Source organism: Streptomyces sp. NPDC054796, assembly GCF_053611545.1.
The window spans coordinates 20,926-43,550 of sequence record NZ_JBSHAO010000044.1 but is presented as its reverse complement, the minus strand read 5'-3'; the positions used below and the strand labels follow the sequence as shown (position 1 = coordinate 43,550).

Here is a 22,625-nt window from a genome sequence, read left to right as displayed (position 1 = left end):
CGCGGCGTGCGCGCTTCGCGGGGGCCGCCGCCCGTCACAGCTCCCCCATGCGGCGGATGACCGGGGCCACGCGCTGGACGCCGTGCCGGTAGGCGCCGCGTGCCGCGTCGCGCACCGCTCCACGGACGGCTCCGCGCAGGCCCGAGGGTTCGGCGGCGGCCGTCGTGGCCGCGCCGGGGAGGGGGGTGCCGTGGGGGTCGAAGCCGTAGCGGGCCAGGACGCCGGGGAGGTAGCCGGGGGCCGTGCGGGGCGTGTAGTACGGCGCCACCGGGGGGAGGCCCGCGCGGGAGGCCAGCGCGGTGACGCGGTCGCGGGCCGCGTCGAAGGCGTGCGCGTAGGAGTCGCCGCCGGTGCTGTCGGCGCTGTCGGCGCCGTTGCCCTTGCCCGTCGCGCAGACGCCCTGGCGCGCCGTCCACACGGGGTCAGCCTCGGGCAGGTGGCCGGCGTCCAGCTCGTCCCAGGAGGCGAGGCAGCCGGAGCCGAGGAAGTGGTGGTTGCCCAGGGCCTCGCGGACGCCGAGGTCGGTGAGGATCGCGGTGGGCACCGAGCGGTGCAGGGACTCCAGGGCCGCCGTCGAGCTGACGGTGACGAGCAGGTCCGTGCGGTCCAGTACCTCGCCCATGTTCCCGTAGACGAGGCGGCAGTTGGCCGGCAGTCCGCCGGGGACGCGGCCCGAGAGCTTCTGGTAGGGCTGCTCCTCGATGTGGGTGGTGTGCTCACCCGGTCTGCTGCGGAGCTTGATGAGGACTTCGCGGTCCGGGTGCCTGCGGGCGTGCTCGGCCGCGCGCCGCAGCAGGTACGTGCGGTCGCCCCGCGAGGCGGGCACCGAGGGCTGGGCCGCGAAGGTGACGGTGAAGGGCCGGTCAGCCGTCGGCCCCGCGTAGGCGGCGCCGCCCAGGAAGGGGAGCGCGCACTCGGTGACGGCGGAGTCGTCGGCGCCGACGCCCGCGTAGACGGCCCGGAAGCGCTCGGCGTCGTAGCGGGAGTTGGCCAGCACGACGTCCGCGCCGTGCCGCAGCAGGAGGCCGTCGGCGAGCTTCTCGTAGACGACGCCGACGTAGCCGGTGACGTAGACGGGGCGGCGGACGGGCGCTGCGGGGTCCTGGACGGCCGCGTCGACACCGGTCTCAGCGTCGGAGTCGGAGCCGGAAGGGCCCGCGCCGTGGGTGCCGGATACCGAGGCGCGGGCCAGTCCGTGCAGCATCGCCTGTACGGCTCCACCCACACAGGCGAGCACCACCATGTCGTACGCGTCCCGGTGCGCCGCCTCCCGCACGAACCCCACGCCGCTGACCTCGCGCAGCGTGTCCACGGTGACGCCGACCTCGGCGAGCTGCCGGGGGGTCGGGGTCGCGCGGCCACGCAGCAGCAGCCCGTCGATGCGGGCCTCGGGGGCCAGCCTGCGGGCTGTCAGCGCCCCCCATTTCCAACGCGTGTCGGAATCGGCGAGCACGGCTACCCGCGCCGGGGCCGGGGAACCGGAATCGGTGGTACCGGAAGCGGAACCAGAAGTACGTGATGGCACGTCGATGACGCTAGGAAGGCATTCCGATTCCCGGCCCAACTCAAATACAACAGACGGTTAACAGCGCACCGACGAACGGCTAACCGGCCCGATCCGAGTGCGCGTTAACCATTCCGCCATGTGGCGTTCACCGCCGCGTACGCCCCAGGTCAAGACGAATGCCGGGCGGACACCTAACGTCACCCGGGTGGTTAAGCTCTCCGTCATCGTGCCGTTCTACAACGTGCAGTCCTATGCGCCGGACACCCTGAGAAGCCTCCGCGCGAACGCGCGGGAGGATTTCGAGTTCATTCTGGTCGACGACTGCTCGACCGACGGGACACCAGAGATTCTGGAACGCGCCGAGCGCGAACTCCCGGGTGCCGTTCTCGTACGGCACGAACAGAATGGCGGTCTGGCGACAGCCCGTAACACCGGTCTCGACGCGGCCAACGGCGAATTCATCACCTTTCTCGACGGTGACGACTGGCTGGCGCCCGGCTACTACGAGGAACTTCTCGGGACCATTCAGCGCCTGGGCTGCGACTTCGTCCGCACCGACCACGTCCAGTGCACCGCGCGGGCCCGTACACTCTCGCGGGTGCCGCACGGGCGGCGCGGCGTGGTCATGGACCCCCGGGAGGCGATCCTGCCCGCCGACCGCACGACCTCCGTCGACTACGCGTACGCCTGGGCCGGTATCTACCACCGCAGGCTGCTGGACGACGGCGTACTGCACTTCCGGCACGGACTGCGCACGGCCGAGGACCGGCCGTGGATCTGGCGGCTGCACCGCGAGGCGGAGTCCTTCGCCGCCGTGGGCCTGCTCGGCGTCTTCTACCGGCGTGGCGTCGCCTCCTCGCTGACGCAGATCGGCGACGTGCGCCAGCTCGACTTCCTGCGCGCCTTCGACCAGGTCGTCGAGGAGACCTCGCGGGACAAGGACGCGGAGACGCTGCTGCCGAAGGCCGTGCGCACCTACTGCGCGATCATCTCGCACCACCTGACCAGCGGCAGGTTCGAGCCGCAGGTGGCCCGCAGGCTGCGCTCGCTCAGCGCCGCCGCGCTCAAGCGGCTGCCCTCCGGCGTCCTCGACGAGGCCCTGGACTCCATGGACGCCGAGCGCGCCTCCCGCCTGCGCAGGCTGCGCCGCCGCCCCGTCTCAGCGGCGGAGGCGGCGTGAGCACCCCGCACGAAACACCGGACACCGCCGCAGACCAAGAACGACGAGACCGAGGACGAGGACAGGGCACGATGCGTACGCAGATCTTCTTCGCCTCCACTCTCTACGGCGCGGCCACCCTCGCCGCCGCACTGGACGCCAGGTGCTTCGAGCCGGCCGACCGTCGACTGCTGCTGGTCAGCAACAACGCGGCCAACCCCGAGACCACGCCCTCACTGGACGCCATGCCGGGCTTCGAGCGGCTGCGCCCGCGCTTCGACCGGGTGCTGTCGTGGAACGAGGCCATCGCCCCCTTCCACCCCGGCGGCTGGTCCCCGCGCACGGACGACGTGCCCATGTGGGAGCGCTACGCGCGGATGCTGTGGGGCCTGGGGGACGACGACGTCGAGATCGTCCTGGAGTCGATCCAGGTGGAGCCCGCACTCGCCGTCGCCCGGCTCTTCCCCGACGCGCCGATCGACGTCTACGCCGACGGCCTCATGAGCTACGGCCCCACCCGCAACAAGCTCGACCCGCTGGTCGGCACGCGCGTGCGGCGGCTGCTCCACCTGGACCTGCTGCCCGGCCTGGAGCCGCTGCTGCTCACGGAGTTCGGCGTGCGGGGCGAGGTCGTGCCCACGGACGCGTTCCGCTCCGTGCTGTCCGAGCTGTCGCTGGACGTGCCGCCGAGCGTGTCGGCCGCGCCCCGTGAGGCGGCGCTGCTGCTGGGCCAGTACATGTCGGCGCTCGACATCCTCACCGCCGAGGAGGAGGAGCAGCTGCACGTGCGGATGCTGCGCGGCGCCGCCGCGCTCGGCCACCGCGACGTGGTCTTCAAGCCGCACCCCGTCGCCCCGGCCCGCTTCTCGCGCGCGCTGGAGAAGGAGGCGGGCGAGCTGGGCGTCGAGCTGACCGTGCTGGAGGCCCCGGTGCTGGCCGAGGTGCTCTACGAGCGGGTGCGCCCAGCCCTCGTGATCGGCTGCTTCTCCACCGCGCTGCTGACCGCCTCCGCCTTCTACGGGCTGCGCGTAGCGCGCACCGGCACGGGGCTGCTGCTGGAGCGGGTCGCCCCGTACCAGAACAGCAACCGCGTCCCGGTCACGCTCGTGGACGCCGTGCTGCCCGACCTGGAGGACGCGGTGGCCGTCGGCGACTGGAGCACCCCGGACGCGAAGACGGTGGAGCGGGAGCTGACGGGGCTGGTGCGTGCCGTGGGCTTCTGCATGCAGTCGCAGATCTACCCGAATCTGCGTGCCGACGCCGAGCGCTATCTGAGGCACCATCTGGACGCCTCCACCTGGCGGTACTTCAAGCGGCGACGCCTCACCGCGCTGGCCCTGCCAGGCGCCGTGCCGCAGCAGCTCGCGTTCGTCCCGCGCAACCGGACCGTACGAAGAGTCGCCCGGCGTGCCAGGGCCCTGAAGCGGGCCGCGCTCGGCTGACCGGGGCAGGCACGTGAGCACCGCACTCCTCCCCCCGTCCGATTCCCCGTCCAACCCCACACCCCCCGCTTCCCCCACGTCGGCCGCCGCCTCCTCCCCCTCGGGGACCACGGAGGGGGCGCCGCCGAGACCCCGCTCCCGGCTCCGGGCCCTCGACGGCCTGCGGCTGCTCGCCGCGCTGCTCGTCGCCGCGTACCACTACGGCGGCCGGGACGGTGAGATCAGCCAGGCGTGGGGCACCTCCCCCGCGCAGCAGTTCCCCTTCCTCTCCCCGCTGTTCGCCTACGGCTGCCTGGGCGTGCAGATCTTCTTCGTCATCAGCGGCTTCGTGATCTGCATGAGCGGCTGGGGGCGCTCCCTGCGCGCCTTCGCCGCCTCCCGGATCTCGCGGCTGATGCCCGCCTACTGGGCGGCGGTCCTGCTGGTCACCCTCGTCTTCGCGCTGCCCTGGGTGGTCTACGAGGCGGTCTCGCCCAGCGACGCGCTGGTCAACCTCACGATGCTCCAGGAGCCGCTGGGCGCCGACCGGGTGCTGGGCGTGTGCTGGACGCTGTGGGCGGAGCTGCGCTTCTACGCGCTGTTCGCGCTGCTCGTCGTCCTGCCCGGTGCCACCAGGGGGCGCGTGGTGCGGTTCTGCGCGGGGTGGACGCTGGCCTCGGTGATCGCGGAGGCGGCGGACGAGCCGCTGCTCGATCTCGTGCTGATGCCCGAGTACGCGCCGTTCTTCATCGGCGGCGTCGGCCTCTATCTGGTGCACCGCTTCGGGCACGACGTGACGGCCTGGGCGATCGTCGGCGTGAGCTGGCTGCTGGGGCAGCACTACGCGGTGGCCGAGCTGTGGCACTCGGGCGGCGAGGGCTTCTCGTACCGCCCGTCGCTGGGGATCATCGCCTTCGTCACGCTCGGCTTCGCCGCCGTCGCGGCCGTGGCCCTGGGCACGCTGCGCTGGGCGGACTGGCGCTGGCTGACGACGGCCGGGGCGCTGACGTACCCCTTCTACCTGGTGCACGAGCACCTGGGCTGGGTCGCCATCCGGGGGCTGCACCGGTGGCTGGGGCTGCCGTCGTGGAGCGTGTTCCTTCTCACGACGGGGGCGATGCTGGTGCTGGCCTGGCTGCTGTATCGCCTGGTCGAGCGGCCTCTGACGCCCCTGCTGAAACGGTCCTTCGCCACATGGGGGACGCGCCACACTCCCTAGCCAGAACGGGGTGGTCCCCCGCAGTGTGTGACTGCGGGGGACCTCGTACGCCGGTGACCGGCTGACGCCGACGGACGGCTACGGAAGCACGCACCCTGACGCACGGAGCAGCACGATGACCGCCACCACGACCGCACAGTCCATGGCGCTGAGGCTCACACAGGCCCGCGCCGGCACCGGCGGCCCCTCCGACGAGGAGCGCCGCAAACTGATCGAACAGATCGCGGGCTGGGCCCTGACCGTCCTGATCGCGGTGCTGGTGACCAGGCTCGGCCTGATGTGACGCGCCGGCGGGTGACCCGCCTTGGGCGGTCCAGCGTCCTCCCGGCCTCGTCGTCGGAGCCGGGAGGGAAGACCGCGCCTCAGCGAAGGTAGGTCTGCTGCCACTCCACCGAGGTCATGGTCAGAGCGGCCTCGGCGAGCGACTGCGCCGATGCGGTCTTGAGCTTGCTGAGACTGCTGTCGATCCAGGTCTGCACGTTGGAGCACCCTTGCTCCCTGTACTCCACAGCTTGGATCAAGCATTCCAGCTTGTCGGCGTCGTGGGCGCAGATGACTTCGAGGGAGTCCCCGGTCTCGTACTCCTCGACGATCCGCTGTGCTCCCGCGCGTACCGCCGGGTGTGCGGCGGAGACCTGATCTGCCGTAACCGCCTCGTTCGACGCCGCTTCCAGGTAGCGACGGCCGATGTGCGGGATGTCGCTGACGCGGGTCTCCTGCGTGTCGTGCCAGAGACCGAGGAGGGCGGTCTTCGCGGGGTCAGCGCCTTCCATCATGGCGAGCACCGAGCCGATCAGACCGACGCGGAACGAATGCTCTGCGATGGTCTCTGGGTCCTTGACCCCCGCGATCCACCAGCCGGAGCGCTTGGCCCGCTTCAGCATCCCCATCTCCAGCAGGAATCCCGCGGTGCCCTTGATCTGCTCTGCGTCATCCGCCATATACGTGCGCCCTCCGGTCTGTCACGTGCGGTTCTCGCGTAGAACGTAATGCACGGTGCTGAGTTCGTGTCTTGATCGCGGGGAGATCCTGGCATCGTCCAAGAGCCGTTCCGTACGGCTCGCCAGCCGCTCGATCTCTTCGGGCGACGCGAGGGGCAGCCACTTGTGGGCCATCAACAGCGCCCAGACCGAGTGGGCGTAGAGATCGACGTAACCGGGGGCTTGGTGGAGCCCGTCGACCAGACCCCGCAGCAGCCGGACCGGTTCCCATGTCGTGGGCCTGTTGCGCATGAACGTGTCGTCCGCCTGGGGCTCCGGGATGGCGCCGAACCAATAGGCCCAGTAATTCAAGTTTGCGGCCTCTGCCGTGTCGTCCTCGACCACGCCCCGCTCGATGAAGTCGGTGAGCGGCTGAGGGTCTCCGAGACGAGCCAGTGCCGTCGCGGTCGAGCGAGCTGCGGCCCAGTGCGGCGACCAGCCTCGCGCCGCTACCAGATCTCGGCGCGCGTGCAGGACGGCGGCGGTCCACGACGTGGCTGCTGGGGCACGGTCGTAGCTGCTGAGGTAGAGCGCCTGACGATGCAGCAGCATCCCGCTCTCGCCCTTGTGCGCGGCGGTCTCGGCCGCCTTCCGCAGATGCGAGAAGAAGAGGCTGCGGTCATGGGGCGGGAGTAAGGGCGCGGATGCTACGGGCCCACGTCGGCGCCGTGTCGGCCGGTCGGCAAGAGCTGGTGGCGTCGTGCCGTTCAGAGCCCAGGCGATCATGTGGGCGGTGTCGCGAGTGAGCACCCACTCCCCCAGCGGGTGGTCGCGTGTCTCGTCCGGAGCGAGGGTTGCCCCGATGACGCGATCGGCGTCCATAGCGGGGTCCAGGAGCCCGACAATCATTTGGTCGGCGCCGAATACAGCGAGACGGCGTCGCAGGTCGAGGAGTGCTCCGGCCCGCATGTTGGCCAGTGGCCGACGGCCGGACTCCCACCCCTGCACGGTGCACAGATCGACGCCGACCCCTTCCGCGAAACCGGCCTGAGTGTCCAGGGGGCCAAGAGCACTCTCCCTCGCGGTTCTCAGTACGAACCCGGCGACGGCTCCCGTCGCCGCACGGCGCGGCGCGACTGGTGCTCCCCTCACGGCCATACGCCCTCCGCCACGCTCCGTCATTCAACCCGTACTCGTAGTCAGTCCTAGCGCATCGAAGCCAGCCGTACGGTCAAGACGCGGAATCAACGGCCCTTTCCAACCGGATGTTGACGCCGTCGCCGCCGGGTTCTACCGAGCCGGACCGCTCCGGCGGCGGAGGAAAGCGTCCGCCCCTGTCCCCTCCGACAGAGCCGGACGCTCAACCGCCCCGGAGGGGAGACCCGTGACCATGATCGCGACGAGACCGAACGCGACCGGCGTTCCCTGCTGCACCCAGAGGTTGCCTTGTGAGCCGGAGTCCGCACGCCATGTCCGCCGTCTGGTGGACACCGCGCTGAACACGTGGGGCCTGGTCCACCTCATAGAGGACGGATTGCTGATCGTCTCCGAGTTGGTCGGTAACGCCGTACAGCACAGTGGTGGCAGCGTCATCGTCGTCAACATCAGCCTGACCACACCTGAGCGGGTCCGTGTCTCTGTCAGCGACGCGTCCACCGAGGCCCCGGCCCCACGTACGACCGGGCACGAAGAAGAGAGCGGTCGCGGGCTGTTCCTCGTTCATGCGCTGGCGAATTGCTGGGGTTCGGAGTACGGGCCTTTCGGCAAGGCCGTCTGGGCCGAACTCCTCTCCACGAACGGGACCGGCTGAGCCCGCTGGACGTGTACGCGGTGAGCGTCGTCGAACAGTGTCGGCAACCGGATAGGCAGAGGCCCCTGGAACGTGTCCAAGGGCCTCTGGCCTGCCGTGCGCTCGGGGCGGGGCTAACAGCTTCTGTACGGGATGCGGCCAGGGGTGAGTTGGTGGTGCCGGCGGTGGTGGGTGTGGCGCGCTCGAACCAGCGCCAACATGGGCCGATGTCGTGACACCCACTGGCAAGAGCCACGGAGCGATTCACTTCGATGTTGTACCGCAGCTCGTTGCCCCACGCCACGACGTTCTGGCTTGCGCAGTCCCGATCGTTTCCGGACGACGGAGACACCTGCCTCTGTGATCACTTCCCCGTGAGATCAGGGAGGCACAACTGCGGAAATCAGTCGTATGCTTAAACCCTGGATCGTGGAGGTGTGATGGCGCTGGAGAAGCTTGAGTTCGGCGATTCTCTCGCAGGTCTGCTCATTGACGGCGTTGATGAGACACCTTTTGTTGTTGCTACGCTGACATACAGCGAAGACCGGGGCGTTCGCATTGAGGTCCCGTACTTGCACCACTCGGAAACAGGGCAATTCAAAGTTGCGGAGAATTGGTTCGACTCAGGGGCGACTCCCAAAAATCTTGCATTCGTGACCAGAGGTGGAACGCTTTCACTTTTCGGGTGTCGATACTCGGGACATTCGATGAACTTTGGTCATGGATACGCGATGGGCTACATCACGCCAGACGAGGTTGTGATGCACGGTAGAGATGGAAATTTCAGTGATGATCTTACCGTGTCGGAATTCGCTTCAGAACTGGATGGCCTGCCGGAATGGACGCGATTTCGGTCTGTTACTCATGAACGAGAAACAGGCGACGATGGGCGACTACGGAGGGTCACTGTAACCGCCAAGAACGTGGAAGAGTTTTCCTGGGATCAAAATGATGCGACCATGTACCTCAAGGCTGTCTGGTCATCCTCTCCTTCCTCTGTCTCCTCGCCTGAATTTCGCATCACCGAGTGGGTGTCATTGGGTAGCCGTTTTACTTCTCCTCGGCCACTTTCCGAACATCTTACTGAACATCGTAAGGTAGCTTCGCTAATCAAGCTGAACTTCGGGCAGGCTATCTACTTTCGGCGCCACAAAATCAGAGATAGCCGATTCCCTGACAAGCTACTGAGTGGGGAGCACGTAGGAAATTCGTTCCGCGAGGCCATTTGTCGCCAAACGTTCCGTGATTCTTTGCAGCCCAAGCCTTCAGCTAAGAAACTAAGGCGCCCCATCTTCCACCTGGCGCAAGTCAGTGAAGAGGGGGTGAGAGGGTGGAGTGAATCCTATACGACCTGGAAGCGCTTTATTGAGCCTTCGGTGAGCGTCTTGAGCCGACCTCGTGCCGCGCTTGAGGACATAGTGGTGAATGCTTCAATGAGTCTTGAAGCTGCTGGGATCCTGCTCGGTCATGCATCTGGCGAGGAGGAGACCCATAGTCGTTCAGGCAAGCCAACTACCGCCACTTACACATTCCGTGGAATCGCTTCCCTTGGTCTGGACTGGCGAGGGATTGCGGAAACTCCTGTAGGGCTGGCTCGGGCTATCGCCAATAACTACAACACGATCAAACATTATGATCGAGGCGAGTTCCCGGATCAACGTGAGACGTATTTTGTTAGCCAGGTGGCCATGATGGTTGTGCGTCTCTTGGCTGTGAACCTTGTCGACCCGAGTGGGCAACTAGTTCAACAATATGGAGCTAGCTCGCCGTTTGATGACTTGAGGGAGACGTGCAGGCTAAACAGCCTTTTTGTTGATCGACTCGGAAAGTTCGTAGACTACCCGACATAAGTGGTCCGCACTGTCAGGTTAATTAATTTTTTACTGTCCGGAGGGCACTTAGTGCGCCTGCTGACGGAGTGCCGTCATAGCCGTATCCCAGGGGTATTTTTTTACATCCCCCTGCTTGGGCTCATGCGGCACAAATCCCCCGTCACCGAGGAGAACCGTGACTCCAGCCGTGCGTAGAAAATCGACGCTCTGGTCGAGTGCTGGATGGGCGGCCTGGGCCCGGTTCAGGTAGGGGAGAGCTACCAGGGGGAGGCCGAGGCCGATTGCTTCGGTAATCAAGCCAAGAGCGAGGGTGTCGGAGATTCCCTGGGCCCATTTGTTGAGCGTGTTGAAGGTGGCCGGGGCCACCAGGATGGCGTCCGAGGCGGGGAGGACGTCGGTCTCTGCCGGGAGTTTGTAGTGGGTGCGTACCGGGTGGCCGGTCAGGTCCTCCAGGTCGGGTAGTCCTGGCTCCAGCCAGCGGGCAGCGGAGGGAGTCAGGACCAGGCATACGTCCCAGCCCTCTCGCTGCGCCTTCTCAATGCCGGTGCGGATGTGCTGGGTCGGCGGTGCCGCGCAGGCGATCAGGTACAGGACGCGGGAGGTACGAGAGGCGGAGGTCATGCGGGCAGTCCACAGCGGGCTGCCAAGGCGCGCAACTGGCCCTCGGCGCTTCCAGCGCCCAGCAGGCGGAGGTCTTCGACCAGTCGTTTGCTGCGGGGGCGGCAGTGGACTTCCTCGGGGGCTTCCCGTTCCGCCTCCAGCAGTTTGGCGACCGCCTCTGCCCGGTGTCCGGACTGGATGAGCCCGCAAGCCACATCCACAAGGTGGTGAGCCCGCCGTTCGCGGGGCAGGGCCTGCCTGTCAGGGGGTGGGATCTGCATTGCTGCTGCTACTGCGTCGGCTCCGTCGTGCAGCCGGACCAGGGCGGAGACGCGGTGGATGCGTACGTTGGTGGGGCCGAACGCGGTCCACAGTGCGTTGCTGTCGGTGACCAAGCGGTCTGCCGACTCCCCGGCAGCGTCGAGCAATCCGGGGACACTGCCGCGCGCTTCGATATGTGCCGCGGCCAGCGATGCCTTGAGGAAGAGCATGCCCAGCACGCTCAAGCCCTCCACGCCGCGCGCCACGAGTTCGCCCTCCAGCCGCTCCGCGGTGGCTATGGCGAAGTCGATGGCCGCCGAGCCATCGCCGCGGTGAAACATGGCATCGCAGAGGTGGCGGGCCGCGGCCGCTATGACGACCGGGTCGCCGGAGCGTTCGGCCGCCACCACGCCACGGTCCGCGGCGTGCCAGGCCAGGGACTCGTCACCGAACTTGGTCGCTGTTGCGGCGGTGAGCTGGTAGGTCAGCGACAGCAGGAACAGTGCTGTTTGCTGTGTGTCGCCTTCTTGTTGGGCTGCGGCGCGGTTGGCGTCCACAAGGAGCGACGGCAGCACTCGGCCGAGGGGCGAGTAGTCGGTGGCTTGGAAGGCGGTCCAGCCGTAGGCCACGTTCCGACGCAGCGCAGAAAGGTCCACGAGCTCGCGCCCTCCGCCGCACGTTCCTGTGATCACGTCGTGCTGATGCAACGCCTCGCGGATCTGCGCCAGCTCGGCGGCGTCGACGCATTCCGTTGCCGGTCGTCCGGAGATGTGGTCCGACAGGAGCGCTTCCAGCCGTACGTGCAGGACCTCGGCGGCACGTTCCAGGACCGACAGTCGGGGGTCGGTCTGGCGTTGGCCGCCTTCGATGTCCTGCACCCAGCGGCGGGACTTGCCCATCAACACGCCGAAGTCCGCCTGAGTCATTCTGCGTCGGCTGCGCCAGTAGGCGATCCGCCGACCGATGCCGCTGGTGTCCATCACCGCTCCGGAAGACCCGGTTCCAAGGCACGCACAGCGCGTGCCTACGCACCGTTGTACCGCTTCTACGTTGCCCACAACCGCAGTTCGGGAAATTCACAGAAAAAGGCAGCAGTGCTGAATATCAAGGTCTGCAAAGGGACACCCTTGCTGCCCTCGCGAAGCTGGACGCTGCGGACGCCACGGAGGGAGCAGGCCCGCCCCGGTCGACCGCATCCCGGAGATCACCGGGATCGCAGAGGCTTCCCGGTACGCGGAAGGGCCCGTGACCTCCCAGGTCACGGGCCCTCCACCGCGTACAGACGCAGTAAGTGCTCCCGGCGGGTGCCGGACCTGCGTCCTCGTCCTCGTCGCTAGACGACCAGCGAGAGCAGCAGCAGGAAGATCAGCGAGACGACGGAGATGATCGTCTCCATCAGCGACCAGGTCTTCACGGTCTGGCCGACGTCCATGCCGAAGTACTCCTTCACCAGCCAGAAGCCCGCGTCGTTGACGTGGCTGAAGAAGAGCGAACCGGCGCCGACCGCCAGGACCAGCAGCGCCGCCTGCGCGGTGCCCATGTCGGCGGCGAGCGGGGCGACGAGTCCGGCGGCGGAGATGGTGGCCACCGTCGCGGAGCCGGTCGCGAGGCGGATGGCGACCGCGATCAGCCAGGCGAGCAGCAGCGTCGGGATCGACCAGTCCTTGGAGAAGTCGAGGATCATCTCGCCGACGCCGATGTCGATCAGCGTCTGCTTGAAGCCGCCGCCCGCGCCGACGATCAGCAGGATGCCCGCGATCGGCAGCAGCGACTTCTCGACGGTCTTGGTGATCCGCTCCTTGCCGAACCCTGCGGCCCTGCCCAGCGTGAACATGCCGACGATGACGGCGACCAGCAGGGCGATCATCGGGGAGCCGATGACGTCCAGGACGCGCTGGACGTGGTTGTCCGCGTCGTCGATCACGATGTCGGAGAGCGCCTTGGCCAGCATCAGCACGACGGGCAGCAGCACCGTGGTCAGGGTGGCCCCGAAGCTGGGACGCTTGTCCAGGTCCTCGGACGGGCGCTGCGGGATCAGTCCCTCGGGCGGCTCGGTGTCCACCCAGCGCCCGGCGATCCGGCCGAACAGCGGCCCCGCGATGACCAGGGTCGGGATGCCGACGAGCACGCCGAAGGCGAGCGTGACGCCCAGGTTGGCGCCGATGGCGTCGATCGCGGCGAGCGGCCCGGGGTGCGGGGGCACGAGGCCGTGCATCACGGACAGACCCGCGAGGGCCGGGATGCCGATGCGCATCAGCGAGTAGTTGCCGCGCTTGGCGACCAGCAGGACGACCGGGATCAGCAGCACGATGCCGACCTCGAAGAAGAGCGGCAGCCCGATGATGCCCGCGATCAGCGCCATCGCCCACGGCATGCTGCGCTTGCCCGCCCTGGCCAGGATCGTGTCGACGATCTGGTCGGCGCCGCCCGAGTCGGCGAGCAGCTTGCCGAGGATCGCGCCGAGCGCGATGAGGACGCCGACGCCGGAGACCGTGTCGCCGAGTCCGGCGGAGAAGCTCTCGATCACCTTGTCCAGGGGCGCCGAAGCCGCGGCGCCGAGGGCCAGGGAGCCGATGGTCAGCGCCAGGAAGGCGTGGAGCTTGAACCGGGTGATGAGGAGGACGATGACGGCGATGCCGACCAGAACGGCGATCCCGAGCTGGGCGCTGCCCGCGGAGGTGATCGGATCGACCGGCTCCGGGCCCGCGGCCAGCATCTCGGCACTGAGATGACGCACGGCTGTTCCTTCGTACAGAGGGGTGGGGGAAGGGGGAAGTGGGGGGTGGGGGTTCAGGTTCAGGGTTCGCTACGGGGACGGGGTACGCCTGTGACGGCTGTGGCGTCACAGCCATGGTGGTCCCCGGACCGTCCTACGAGTGGACGGACGCGGCCCGCCGCGCGCCCAGCGCGGCCACGGCGCTGCCGACGATGGCCGACGGGTCCTCGGTGATCGGGACCGTGAGCCCTTCCTCGCCGGGCTGGAGGGGTTCCAGGGTGGCGAACTGCGAGTCCAGCAGGGTCAGCGGCATGAAGTGGTCCTGCCGCCGGCCCATCCGGTCCGCGATCAGGGCGCGGTCACCGGTGAGGTGGAGGAAGAAGAGGCCGGGCTCGGCGGTCCGCAGCCGGTCGCGGTAGGCGCGCTTGAGCGCGGAGCAGCTGACCACTCCCCCGAGTCCGTCGCGCTGGCGGGCCCACGCGCCGATGGCGTCGAGCCAGGGGGCGCGGTCGGTGTCGTCGAGGGGGGTTCCTGCGGTCATCTTGTCGATGTTGGCGGGGGGATGGAAGGCGTCGGCCTCGGCGTACGGAACGCCCAGTTCCCGCGCGAGCAGTTCACCCACCGTGGACTTTCCCGTCCCGGCCACTCCCATGACGACCACCACGTCTGTGGCCCGCACGGCACTGGCACTCATCGCACACCTCGCTGTCTTCTTCGACCCCCGGCGACGAGCACACTCAACCTCATAGGTCACACGTATTCAATGGTTCGCAATTAAAAAGTCATACTTAATCGATGTGACGGTCAGCACGTAGGCTGGTCCCGCCGGGGGCGGAGAACGAAAACGGGAGACCCATGACCAGCCAGGCGGAGGACAGCCGCGGGCCGGGGCTGCACGCGCGGCTGCTCAGCGCGCTCGGCCTCGCGATCACCGCGGGCGAGTACCCGCCGGGCACGGTGCTGCGGGCCGACGAGCTGGCCGAGCGCTACGAGGTCTCGCGCACCGTCGTCCGCGAGGCGGTCCGGGTCCTGGAGTCCATGCACCTGGTCGAGTCCCGGCGCAGGGTGGGCGTGAAGGTCCGTCCCACCGAGGAGTGGAACGTATACGACCCACAGGTCATCACCTGGCGCCTCGCGGGTGCCGACCGGCCGCGCCAGTTGCGTTCGCTCACGGTGCTGCGCTCCTCCGTCGAGCCCGTCGCGGCGCGGCTCGCCGCCGAGAACGCCACGCCGCGGGAGTGCGCCGAGCTGACGGAGCACGCGCTCGGGATGGTCGCCACCTCGCGCGGCCAGCAGCTCGCCAACTACCTGGTGCACGACATCAACTTCCACCGCGTGGTGCTGCGGGCCTCGCGCAACGAGATGTTCGCGCGGCTCGGGGACGTCGTCGCCGCGGTGCTCACCGGGCGCACCGAACACGAGGTGATGTTCAGCGACCCCCGCCAGGAGGCCGTCACCCTGCATGTGCGGGTCGCGGAGGCGGTGCGCGAGGGCGACGGTGCCCGCGCGGAGGAGATCATGCGGACCATCACCGTCGACGCGATGGCCGAGCTGGACGTGCTCGCACCCAAGCCGTAGCGCTCACGCCCGCTACGGAGGCGGGCTACGGCGCCGTCACCGCAGCGTCGCCCCCACGCCCGCCACCACCGCGGCCAGGCCCTCCTCGAAGCGGGCCTCGTAGTCGCCGAAGAGATCCGCGCTGACCTGCGCGGCGAGCGGATGGTCGGCGGCGAGCGCGGCCCTGCGCTCCTCGACGTCGTAGCCCGGCGCCCGCTCGCCCGGCATGGGGTGCACCGCCTGCTCCTCGGTCACGAAGCCGAGGGTGAAGGTGAACACGATGGAGAAGGCGCGGGCCGCCGCGCTCGGCGTGAAGCCCGAGTCGACGAGCTTGCGCAGGAACTCCTCCTGGCGCCGCGCGTGCCCGGTACTGGTGAGCCGGGTGCCGCTGTAGACCTTCGCGCCGTCGCGGTAGGCCAGCAGCCCCCGGCGCAGCAGCCGCGCCACGCCGGTCAGCGACTCCTGCCAGCTCTCGCCCGGCGAGGGCGCGGGCGCCTCCTCGGTGAGCCGGGCCGTCATCAGGGTGGCCATCTCGTCGAGCAGTGCCTGCTTGCTCTTGAAGTGCCAGTAGAGCGCGGGCGCCTGCACATTCAGCTCCTTGGCGATACGGCGCAGGCTCAGCGCCTCCAGGCCCACCTCGTTCAGCAGCCGCAGCGCCACCTCGGCCACCTGTGCGCGATCCAGCCGGGTCGTTCCCATGCTTGACAACTTAACACCGATAAGCGCACTCTCGCAGACATGGAATTTAACAGCGTTAAGGACGGACGGACTGTCGACGTGCTCGTGGTGGGCGCGGGCCCCGCCGGGCTCACCCTCGCGCTCGATCTGCTGCGGCGCGGGGTACGCGTCCTGCTCGTCGAGCGCTCCCCCTCGCTCTTCCCCGGCTCGCGCGGCAAGGGCCTCCAGCCGCGCACCCGCGAGGTGCTGGACGACCTGGGCGTCGGCAAGGAGATCGAGGCAGCGGGCGGCCCGTACCCGCGCATGCGCACCTGGCGCGACGGCGAGCCGGGCGAGGAGTGGGACATGGCCGAGCGCACCGGGCCCGAGCCCGGCGCGCCGTACCACGACGGGTGGATGGTGCCGCAGTGGCGCACCCAGGAGGTGCTGCACGGGCGGCTGCGCGAGCTGGGCGGCGAGGTCGTCTTCGGTACCGCGCTCACCGGCCTGGACCAGGACACGGACGGCGTCACGGCCCGGCTCACCAGCGAGGACGGCGCGGACGGCACGGACGGCGCAGCCATAGCCGTGCGGGCGCGGTGGCTCGTCGGCGCCGACGGCGGGCGCAGCACCGTACGGCGCGCGCTGGGCGTCGGCATGACGGGCGAGACGGTGGACCCGGCGCCCATGCTCGTCGCCGACGTCCGGCTGACGGGCCTGGACCGGGACAACTGGCACATCTGGCCCGACGCGCCGGGCGGCGGGATCGCCCTGTGCCCCCTCGCGGGGACGGACCACTTCCAGCTCGCGGCCTGGTTCACGGGCGGCGACGGCCAGGACGGCCAGGACGCCCCCGACGCTGACACCTCGCCCGAGGCCGTACGCGCCCTGATCGCGGCCCGCACCCACCTCGCCCCCGCCCAGGTCACCGACGTCCTGTGGGCCTCCGGCTTCCGCGCCCGCGCCGCCATGGCCGACCGCTTCCGCCAGGGCCGGGTCTTCCTCACAGGCGACGCGGCCCACGTCCACTCCCCCGCAGGCGGCCAGGGCCTCAACACCAGCGTCCAGGACGCCTACAACCTCGGCTGGAAGCTGGGCCAGGTGCTGCGGCACGGCGCGCCCGACGCGCTGCTCGACTCCTACGAGGAGGAGCGCGCCCCCGTGGCCGCCGGTGTGCTCGGCCTCAGCACCCGCATCCACCGGGCCGGGCACGGCGGCGCGGCCGAGGCGCGGCGCGGCAAGGAGACGAACCAGCTCGGGCTGAGCTACCGCGAGGGCCCCCTCGCCTTCGAGGGCCGCACCGCGCCCGACGGCACCCTGCGCGCGGGAGACCGCGCGCCCGACGCACGGTGCGTGACCGCCGGGGGCGAGCACGTGCGCCTCTTCGACCTGCTGCGCGGACCCCACTTCACCCTGCTGGCCTGCGGCGGCGCGACGCTCCCCCGCATCGGAGCCGACGCCCACCGCCTCCACGCCCACACCCTCACCGAGCTGGACGAACACGGCGCCGCCGTCTACGGCACGGCCCCCGGCCTCTTCCTGATCCGCCCCGACGGCTACCTCGGCGCGACGGGCGACACGGCGCTGCCGTCCGGAGTGCTGGAGCGGTTCGGGCTCGCCCCGGGGGCCTGAGCGGCGCGCCAGGTCACCGTCACCGCACGAGACCGCTCACGCAGGTGCCCAGCAGCACGGCGCCCGCGCCGCAGAAGAGCACGACGAGGCGGGCCGTCCAGTTGTCCTTCTCCACCGCCAACTGGACCGTCCGCCAGAATTCCCGTCCCATTGCGCCCCCTCGGCGTCGTGCGAGTTCTCGGTACGGGACGGTGACCAGTCGGCGCACGTTCCGCTGCGCCAGGGACACGAAAAGCGTCACGCCTCACTCAGAGCACCGCAGCGGGACCCGGTGGGGCGCTCAGCGCGCCGAGGGCGTCGTACGGGCCGAGGACGGCCAGTGCTCGTACCAGCGCCGGTCAGCCTCCAACTGGGAGGCGAGCGCGACGAGAAGGGGTTCGCTGTTGGCCGGGCCGAGCAACTGGGCGCCGAGCGGCAGCCCGTCGGGCGTGAAGCCCGCGGGCACGTTGACGCCCGGCCAGCCCAGCACGTTCCACGGCCAGGCGTACGGGCAGTGCGCGATCATCGTCCGGTCCGTCTGCCAGCCCGAGAGCGCGGCCAGATCGCCGACGCGCGGGGGCGGGGTGGCCGTCGTGGGCGCGAGCACCACGTCGTAGTCCCGGAAGATCCGGCCGATTCGGCGCTGAAGCGGCGCCTCCGCTGCCCGTGCCGCGCGCAGCACCCGCCCGCCCAGCAGCTTCCCGGTGCGCGCGGCGCCCCGGGTGCGCGGGTCCAGCAGGGCCGGGTCGGGGGCGCGTTCGCTCCACGCGGCGATGCCCGCCGTGGCGCGTGGCACGAAGGTGAGCCCTATCGGCCCGTACGGAGGATCGGCCTCCGCCACGTCGTGACCGAGCCCTGCCAGCCGCTCCGCGAGGGCCCGCACGGCGGACCCGACGACGGGATCGAGCCGCTTGGACGTCGCCGTGAACGCGGTACGGGTCGAGAGCGCGATCCGCAGCCTCCCCGGGTCCCGCCCGACAGCGCCGCGCACGTCCACGTGCGGCGGCCTGTGCAGATCGCCCTCGACGTTGCCCGTCGCCACGTCGAGCAGCAGCGCCGCGTCCTCGACGGTGCGCGCGAGCGGGCCGATGACCGTGATCCCGTTGAACGCCTCCGCGTCCGGCCACGTCGAGACGCGTCCGCGCTGCGGCTTGATGCCCACGAGGTGGCTCCACGCGGCGGGGATACGGATCGATCCGGCGCCGTCGGAGCCCAGCGCCCCCGCGACCAGCCCGGCGGCCACGGCCGTCGCCGAGCCCCCGGAGGAACCGCCGGGCGTGTGGTCCGGGCTCCACGCGTTGCGGGTGTCGCCGAAGGCGGGGCCCTCCGTGAAGGGCCACTGGCCCAGCTCGGGGCTGTTCGTCTTGCCGACCACCACGGCGCCCGCCGCCCGGAGTCTGCGTACGGCCTCCGCGTCGGCCTCCTTGACGGGGAACTCGCCTGGGCAGCCGAACGCGGTGGGCTCGCCGCACACGTCGGTGTCGTCCTTCACGGCGACCGGCACCCCGAGCAGCGGCAGCCGCTCGCCGCGTGCCAGCGCCGCGTCGGCCGCGTCCGCCTCGGCGAGCGCGGCGTCGGCGCACACCCGGCGGAAGGCGTTCAGCGTGGTCCTGGTCTCCTCGATCCGGGCGAGCGCGCGTTCCGTGAGCGCACGCGAGGTAGCCTCGCCGTCGGCCAGCGCCCTGGCCTGTGCCGCGAGGCCGCGCGGTCCCGCCGTGTCGTCGTCGGTGATCACGAACACCCCCTGTACTCGCGAGTAAGCACACCCCCATACTCCGCGCCCACGCCGGTCCCGGCAATGCGGCCTCGCCTGACGGGGCGGCGTACGCGGCGCCGACCCGCCGACATGGGCGTCGCGCGGGACGGCCGCCCCGTGAACGGCGCGCCGCGCGAGAGCGGAGCGACTCACCCGAGTCGGCCCCCGAGGCCGCCCCGGGGCCCGGGGCGTGCCCCGAACCCGAACGTGAGTCTGGACCGGGGGCGAGGACCCGAACCCGGGCGTGAGCCCGAACCCGGGCGTGAGCCCGAACCGGAGCCGAAACCGGCGCAAGAACCCGAGCTGGCGCAGGAACGGAACCGGAGCCGAAACCGGCTCAGGAGCCCGGCCCGAACCAGAACCGGCGCAGAACCCGAACCGGGGCCGGACCCGAGCCGCGGCCAGTGCAGGAACCGGAACCGGCGCAAGAGGCGGGCCCGCACCGGACCCGGCACAGAACCCGAGCCCGAACCCGAGCTGCCCCAGGAACCCGAACCGGCCCTGGAGACCGAACCGGAACCGGCACAGGAACCCGGGCCCGCACCGGAACCGGCCCAGACCCCGAACCCGAACCGGCACAGAAGCCGAACCGCAGCCGTGGCCGGCGCAGGAGGCTGGACCCGAACCAGAACCGGCGCAGAAGCCGAACCGCAGTCGGACCCGGCGCAGAAGCCGAACCGGGGCCGGACCCGAGCCGCGGCCGGGGCAGGAACCGGCGCAGGAAGCGGGCCCCGAGTCGGGGCCGGCGCAAAAGCCGGCGCCAGCGTGAGGGCACACATACCGCGGACGCGTCAGAACGCGTCCGTCGGCACGTACGCGCCCCACACCTCGCGGAGCGTGTCGCAGACCTCGCCCACCGTCGCGCGGGCGCGCAGCGCTTCCTTCATCGGGTAGAGGACGTTGTCCGTGCTGCCCTCGGCCGCCTTGCGCAGCGTGACCAGCGCGGAGTTCACCGCTTCCTGGTCGCGTTCGGCGCGCAGGCGGGCGAGGCGGTCGGCCTGCTGGCGCTCGATCGCGGGGTCGACGCGCAGCGGCTCGTACGGCTCCTCCTCGTCGAGCTGGTAGCGGTTGACGCCGACGACGACGCGTTCGCCCTCGTCCGTCTCCCGCGCGACGGCGTACGCGCTGCGCTCGATCTCGCCCTTCTGGTACCCCTGCTCGATCGCCTCGACAGCTCCGCCCCGCTCCTCCACCTGCCGCATCAGCTCGACGGCCGCGGCCTCCACGTCGTCCGTCATCGCCTCAACGGCGTAGGAACCGGCGAACGGGTCGACGGTCGCCGTCACGTCCGTCTCGTAGGCGAGGACCTGCTGTGTGCGCAGGGCCAGGCGCGCGGACTTGTCGGTGGGCAGCGCGATGGCCTCGTCGTAGGAGTTGGTGTGCAGCGACTGGGTGCCGCCCAGCACCGCGCCGAGCGCCTGCACCGTGACGCGTGCGAGGTTGACCTCGGGCTGCTGCGCGGTGAGCTGGACGCCCGCCGTCTGGGTGTGGAAGCGCAGCATCAGCGACTTCGGGTTCTTCGCGCCGAACTCCTCACGCATCACGCGCGCCCAGATCCTGCGTGCCGCGCGGAACTTGGCGACCTCCTCCAGGATCGTCGTGCGCGCGACGAAGAAGAACGAGAGCCGGGGCGCGAAGTCGTCCACGTCCATGCCGGCGGCGACGGCCGTGCGCACGTACTCGATGCCGTCGGCCAGCGTGAACGCGATCTCCTGCGCGGGCGTCGCACCCGCCTCGGCCATGTGGTAGCCGGAGATCGAGATGGTGTTCCACTTCGGGATCTCGGCCTTGCAGTATTTGAAGATGTCCGCGATCAGCCGCAGCGACGGCTTGGGCGGGAAGATGTACGTGCCCCGCGCGATGTACTCCTTGAGCACGTCGTTCTGGATGGTCCCGGTGAGCTTCGCGGGGTCGGCGCCCTGCTCCTCGGCGACGAGCTGGTAGAGCAGCAGGAGCAGCGCGGCGGGCGCGTTGATCGTCATCGACGTGGAGACCCGCTCCAGCGGGATGCCGTCGAAGAGCACCCGCATGTCGTCGATGGAGTCGATGGCGACGCCGACCTTCCCGACCTCGCCGGAGGCGATGACGGCGTCCGAGTCGTGGCCCATCTGCGTCGGCAGGTCGAAGGCGACGGAGAGGCCCATGGTGCCGTTGGCGATGAGCTGCTTGTAGCGCGCGTTGGACTCGGTGGCGGTGCCGAAGCCCGCGTACTGGCGCATCGTCCAGGGGCGCCCGGTGTACATCGAGGGGTAGACGCCCCGCGTGTACGGGTAGGCGCCGGGCTCGCCGAGCCGCTCGGCCGGGTCCCAGTCGCGCAGGTCGTCGGGGCCGTAGACCGGCTCGACGGGCAGCCCGCTCTCGTTCGTGCGCGCGGCGCCGTCCGTCCGCGCGCCGTGCTCGTCGCGTGCCATGGTCGTGCCTCCGTACCTCGCAGCCGGGAGAACGGCTTTATTACTGGCCAGTTGCGACGGACTGTAGCGACCGTCGTGCGTGCGGTGGAGATCCGCGGGCTGGGACCTTGCTCACAGCATGCCCATGGCGACCAAGGTTCGTGCGCGGGGCACGCTGGGCAGTGATGGGGAGTTGATTTCCGCGGACTGTCCGGGGGTTCGGATGGCGGGGGTACGGAGAAACACACGGCGCGCGGCGCTCGTCGCCGCGTCGCTGGTCATGGGCGTCACGGCCCTCACGGGGTGCAAGGGGGGCGCGGGCGCGGCGGGAGACGCTCCCATACGCGTCTCCAAGCTGCCCGAGGAGGCGACGAAGGCCACGCCCTCCTCGCCCGCCGGGCGCGAGAGCCCGGCGGCCAACACCTCGAAGGCCCCGGCGCCCGCGGCCCCGAAGCCCGCGACGTCGGCGCCCGCAGACCCGGTCGTGCTGAGCCCCGGCGCCGAGGGCCGCAAGGTGCGCGAACTCCAGGCGCGGCTGCGCCAGCTCGGCCTCTTCGACCTCAACCCGACGGGCTACTACGGCACCGTCACCGCCGCCTCCGTCAAGGGCTTCCAGCGGCAGCAGGGCATGGACCGCACCGGCACGGTGACGCAGCGGGCGTGGACGGCGCTCGGCGCCCGTACGCACGAGCCGACACGCTCCGAGCTGTACCCGCCGACCACCAGGCCGCTGGACGACCCCGACCCGCGCTGTCTGACGGGGCGGGCGCTGTGCGTCAGCAAGAAGAGCAGGACGCTGGCGTGGATGGTGGACGGGAAGGTGCGCTCGGCGATGGACGTGCGCTTCGGGTCCGCGTACACGCCGACGCGGGAGGGCGAGTTCAAGGTGGACTTCAAGAGCCGGAACCACCACTCGACGATCTACGACACGCCCATGCCGTACGCGATGTTCTTCAGCGGCGGCCAAGCGGTGCACTACTCGGCGGACTTCGCGGCCAACGGTTACGGCGGGGCCTCGCACGGGTGCGTCAACGTCCGGGACAAGAAGAAGATCGCGGCCCTCTTCGAGCAGGTGCGCAAGGGCGACAAGGTCGTCGTCTACAAGTGACGGCGGGGCGCGTGAAGGAGAGGGGGCGCGGGCGGGACCGGGGGAACGTGTCCCGCCCGCGCCATTCGCGCGAACCCTGAGGTACGGGGGGAACCTCGGGTATATCGCGCAGCCGATGACCA

General features: G+C 70.1%; 20 protein-coding genes. 9 read left to right on the top strand and 11 right to left on the bottom strand.

All coding sequences use genetic code 11. The features are described from left to right. Nucleotides 1-34 precede the first annotated feature (34 nt). A complete protein-coding gene (locus ACWGJ2_RS29475; protein ID WP_453349311.1) occupies nt 35-1,525 on the bottom strand; it encodes a DUF6716 putative glycosyltransferase in 1,491 nt (496 codons plus the stop codon). A gap of 187 nt (nt 1,526-1,712) precedes the next feature. Here ACWGJ2_RS29475 and ACWGJ2_RS29470 point away from each other — a divergent pair, with 187 nt between their 5' ends. From ACWGJ2_RS29470 to ACWGJ2_RS29455, 4 genes are all read left to right on the top strand, one after another. Next, nucleotides 1,713-2,687 carry a glycosyltransferase family 2 protein gene (locus tag ACWGJ2_RS29470; protein WP_453349310.1) on the top strand — a complete coding sequence of 325 codons (975 nt, stop codon included), beginning with the start codon at nt 1,713-1,715 and terminating at the stop codon, nt 2,685-2,687. A gap of 71 nt (nt 2,688-2,758) precedes the next feature. After that, complete coding sequence (locus ACWGJ2_RS29465) at nt 2,759-4,108, top strand: polysialyltransferase family glycosyltransferase (protein ID WP_453349309.1); 1,350 nt, start codon at nt 2,759-2,761, stop codon at nt 4,106-4,108. A 13-nt stretch (nt 4,109-4,121) separates the two neighbouring features. Further along, nucleotides 4,122-5,306 (top strand): acyltransferase family protein, encoded by a 1,185-nt coding sequence (locus ACWGJ2_RS29460; protein WP_453349308.1) that lies wholly within the window; start codon nt 4,122-4,124, stop codon nt 5,304-5,306. Between the two features lie 115 nt (nt 5,307-5,421). Further along, the gene (locus ACWGJ2_RS29455) at nt 5,422-5,589 is read left to right on the top strand and encodes an SCO1431 family membrane protein (RefSeq protein WP_453349307.1); all 168 of its coding nucleotides are present in this window, start codon (nt 5,422-5,424) and stop codon (nt 5,587-5,589) included. Between the two features lie 79 nt (nt 5,590-5,668). Here ACWGJ2_RS29455 and ACWGJ2_RS29450 read toward each other — a convergent pair whose 3' ends face one another. Next, nucleotides 5,669-6,247 carry an HD domain-containing protein gene (locus ACWGJ2_RS29450; protein ID WP_453349306.1) on the bottom strand — a complete coding sequence of 193 codons (579 nt, stop codon included), beginning with the start codon at nt 6,245-6,247 and terminating at the stop codon, nt 5,669-5,671. A 21-nt stretch (nt 6,248-6,268) separates the two neighbouring features. Continuing rightward, nucleotides 6,269-7,378 carry an XRE family transcriptional regulator gene (locus tag ACWGJ2_RS29445; protein WP_453349305.1) on the bottom strand — a complete coding sequence of 370 codons (1,110 nt, stop codon included), beginning with the start codon at nt 7,376-7,378 and terminating at the stop codon, nt 6,269-6,271. A gap of 238 nt (nt 7,379-7,616) precedes the next feature. Here ACWGJ2_RS29445 and ACWGJ2_RS29440 point away from each other — a divergent pair, with 238 nt between their 5' ends. Beyond that, nucleotides 7,617-8,036 carry an ATP-binding protein gene (locus ACWGJ2_RS29440; RefSeq protein ID WP_453349343.1) on the top strand — a complete coding sequence of 140 codons (420 nt, stop codon included), beginning with the start codon at nt 7,617-7,619 and terminating at the stop codon, nt 8,034-8,036. 419 nt (nt 8,037-8,455) lie between these two features. Further along, a complete protein-coding gene (locus ACWGJ2_RS29435; protein ID WP_453349304.1) occupies nt 8,456-9,865 on the top strand; it encodes an ApeA N-terminal domain 1-containing protein in 1,410 nt (469 codons plus the stop codon). Between the two features lie 48 nt (nt 9,866-9,913). Here ACWGJ2_RS29435 and ACWGJ2_RS29430 read toward each other — a convergent pair whose 3' ends face one another. The 4 genes from ACWGJ2_RS29430 to ACWGJ2_RS29415 all read right to left on the bottom strand — a co-directional run bounded on the left by ACWGJ2_RS29430 (nt 9,914) and on the right by ACWGJ2_RS29415 (nt 14,118). Then, nucleotides 9,914-10,468, bottom strand: a complete 555-nt coding sequence (locus ACWGJ2_RS29430) for a flavoprotein (protein WP_453349303.1) — start codon at nt 10,466-10,468, stop codon at nt 9,914-9,916. Further along, nucleotides 10,465-11,688 carry a helix-turn-helix domain-containing protein gene (locus ACWGJ2_RS29425; protein WP_453349302.1) on the bottom strand — a complete coding sequence of 408 codons (1,224 nt, stop codon included), beginning with the start codon at nt 11,686-11,688 and terminating at the stop codon, nt 10,465-10,467. Before ACWGJ2_RS29425 ends, ACWGJ2_RS29430 begins: the two co-directional genes overlap by 4 nt. Nucleotides 11,689-12,041: 353 nt before the next feature. Then, on the bottom strand, nt 12,042-13,445 hold the full coding sequence (locus ACWGJ2_RS29420; RefSeq protein WP_453349301.1) for a GntP family permease: 1,404 nt from the start codon (nt 13,443-13,445) through the stop codon (nt 12,042-12,044). Nucleotides 13,446-13,578: 133 nt separating this feature from the next. Further along, on the bottom strand, nt 13,579-14,118 hold the full coding sequence (locus ACWGJ2_RS29415) for a gluconokinase (RefSeq protein ID WP_453349300.1): 540 nt from the start codon (nt 14,116-14,118) through the stop codon (nt 13,579-13,581). 161 nt (nt 14,119-14,279) lie between these two features. Between ACWGJ2_RS29415 and ACWGJ2_RS29410 the strand changes: the two genes are divergently transcribed. Then, nucleotides 14,280-15,002, top strand: coding sequence for a FadR/GntR family transcriptional regulator (locus tag ACWGJ2_RS29410; RefSeq protein ID WP_453349299.1), 723 nt, complete (start codon nt 14,280-14,282; stop codon nt 15,000-15,002). A gap of 36 nt (nt 15,003-15,038) precedes the next feature. On the opposite strand, the gene ACWGJ2_RS29405 is transcribed toward ACWGJ2_RS29410, so the two are convergent. Continuing rightward, entirely contained in the window at nt 15,039-15,680 is a 642-nt protein-coding gene (locus tag ACWGJ2_RS29405; RefSeq protein ID WP_453349298.1) for a TetR/AcrR family transcriptional regulator C-terminal domain-containing protein, read from the bottom strand. A 39-nt stretch (nt 15,681-15,719) separates the two neighbouring features. Here ACWGJ2_RS29405 and ACWGJ2_RS29400 point away from each other — a divergent pair, with 39 nt between their 5' ends. Further along, entirely contained in the window at nt 15,720-17,270 is a 1,551-nt protein-coding gene (locus tag ACWGJ2_RS29400; protein WP_453349297.1) for an FAD-dependent oxidoreductase, read from the top strand. A 19-nt stretch (nt 17,271-17,289) separates the two neighbouring features. Here the strand turns inward: ACWGJ2_RS29400 and ACWGJ2_RS29395 are convergent, their stop codons facing one another. The 3 genes from ACWGJ2_RS29395 to ACWGJ2_RS29385 all read right to left on the bottom strand — a co-directional run bounded on the left by ACWGJ2_RS29395 (nt 17,290) and on the right by ACWGJ2_RS29385 (nt 21,416). Then, nucleotides 17,290-17,421, bottom strand: coding sequence for a hypothetical protein (locus ACWGJ2_RS29395; RefSeq protein ID WP_453349296.1), 132 nt, complete (start codon nt 17,419-17,421; stop codon nt 17,290-17,292). Between the two features lie 129 nt (nt 17,422-17,550). Beyond that, nucleotides 17,551-18,981 carry an amidase gene (locus ACWGJ2_RS29390; protein WP_453349342.1) on the bottom strand — a complete coding sequence of 477 codons (1,431 nt, stop codon included), beginning with the start codon at nt 18,979-18,981 and terminating at the stop codon, nt 17,551-17,553. 815 nt (nt 18,982-19,796) lie between these two features. Beyond that, nucleotides 19,797-21,416 carry an acyl-CoA mutase large subunit family protein gene (locus ACWGJ2_RS29385; protein ID WP_453349295.1) on the bottom strand — a complete coding sequence of 540 codons (1,620 nt, stop codon included), beginning with the start codon at nt 21,414-21,416 and terminating at the stop codon, nt 19,797-19,799. Between the two features lie 202 nt (nt 21,417-21,618). Here ACWGJ2_RS29385 and ACWGJ2_RS29380 point away from each other — a divergent pair, with 202 nt between their 5' ends. Beyond that, nucleotides 21,619-22,503: a L,D-transpeptidase family protein gene (locus ACWGJ2_RS29380; RefSeq protein WP_453349294.1), complete on the top strand. Its 885-nt coding sequence runs from the start codon at nt 21,619-21,621 to the stop codon at nt 22,501-22,503. The last annotated feature ends 122 nt before the right edge of the window (nt 22,504-22,625 follow it).

Excerpts from the sequence above, each read along its gene's own strand:
- ACWGJ2_RS29455 (WP_453349307.1), top strand. The coding sequence starts at position 5,422 with ATGACCGCCACCACGACCGCACAGTCCATGGCGCTGAGGCTCACACAG.
- ACWGJ2_RS29380 (WP_453349294.1), top strand. The coding sequence starts at position 21,619 with ATGGCGGGGGTACGGAGAAACACACGGCGCGCGGCGCTCGTCGCCGCG.
- ACWGJ2_RS29410 (WP_453349299.1), top strand. The coding sequence starts at position 14,280 with ATGACCAGCCAGGCGGAGGACAGCCGCGGGCCGGGGCTGCACGCGCGG.
- ACWGJ2_RS29385 (WP_453349295.1), bottom strand. The coding sequence starts at position 21,416 with ATGGCACGCGACGAGCACGGCGCGCGGACGGACGGCGCCGCGCGCACG.
- ACWGJ2_RS29425 (WP_453349302.1), bottom strand. The coding sequence starts at position 11,688 with ATGGACACCAGCGGCATCGGTCGGCGGATCGCCTACTGGCGCAGCCGA.
- ACWGJ2_RS29450 (WP_453349306.1), bottom strand. The coding sequence starts at position 6,247 with ATGGCGGATGACGCAGAGCAGATCAAGGGCACCGCGGGATTCCTGCTG.
- ACWGJ2_RS29430 (WP_453349303.1), bottom strand. The coding sequence starts at position 10,468 with ATGACCTCCGCCTCTCGTACCTCCCGCGTCCTGTACCTGATCGCCTGC.
- ACWGJ2_RS29400 (WP_453349297.1), top strand. The coding sequence starts at position 15,720 with ATGGAATTTAACAGCGTTAAGGACGGACGGACTGTCGACGTGCTCGTG.
- ACWGJ2_RS29415 (WP_453349300.1), bottom strand. The coding sequence starts at position 14,118 with ATGAGTGCCAGTGCCGTGCGGGCCACAGACGTGGTGGTCGTCATGGGA.
- ACWGJ2_RS29405 (WP_453349298.1), bottom strand. The coding sequence starts at position 15,680 with ATGGGAACGACCCGGCTGGATCGCGCACAGGTGGCCGAGGTGGCGCTG.
- ACWGJ2_RS29440 (WP_453349343.1), top strand. The coding sequence starts at position 7,617 with ATGATCGCGACGAGACCGAACGCGACCGGCGTTCCCTGCTGCACCCAG.
- ACWGJ2_RS29465 (WP_453349309.1), top strand. The coding sequence starts at position 2,759 with ATGCGTACGCAGATCTTCTTCGCCTCCACTCTCTACGGCGCGGCCACC.
- ACWGJ2_RS29435 (WP_453349304.1), top strand. The coding sequence starts at position 8,456 with ATGGCGCTGGAGAAGCTTGAGTTCGGCGATTCTCTCGCAGGTCTGCTC.
- ACWGJ2_RS29395 (WP_453349296.1), bottom strand. The coding sequence starts at position 17,421 with ATGGGACGGGAATTCTGGCGGACGGTCCAGTTGGCGGTGGAGAAGGAC.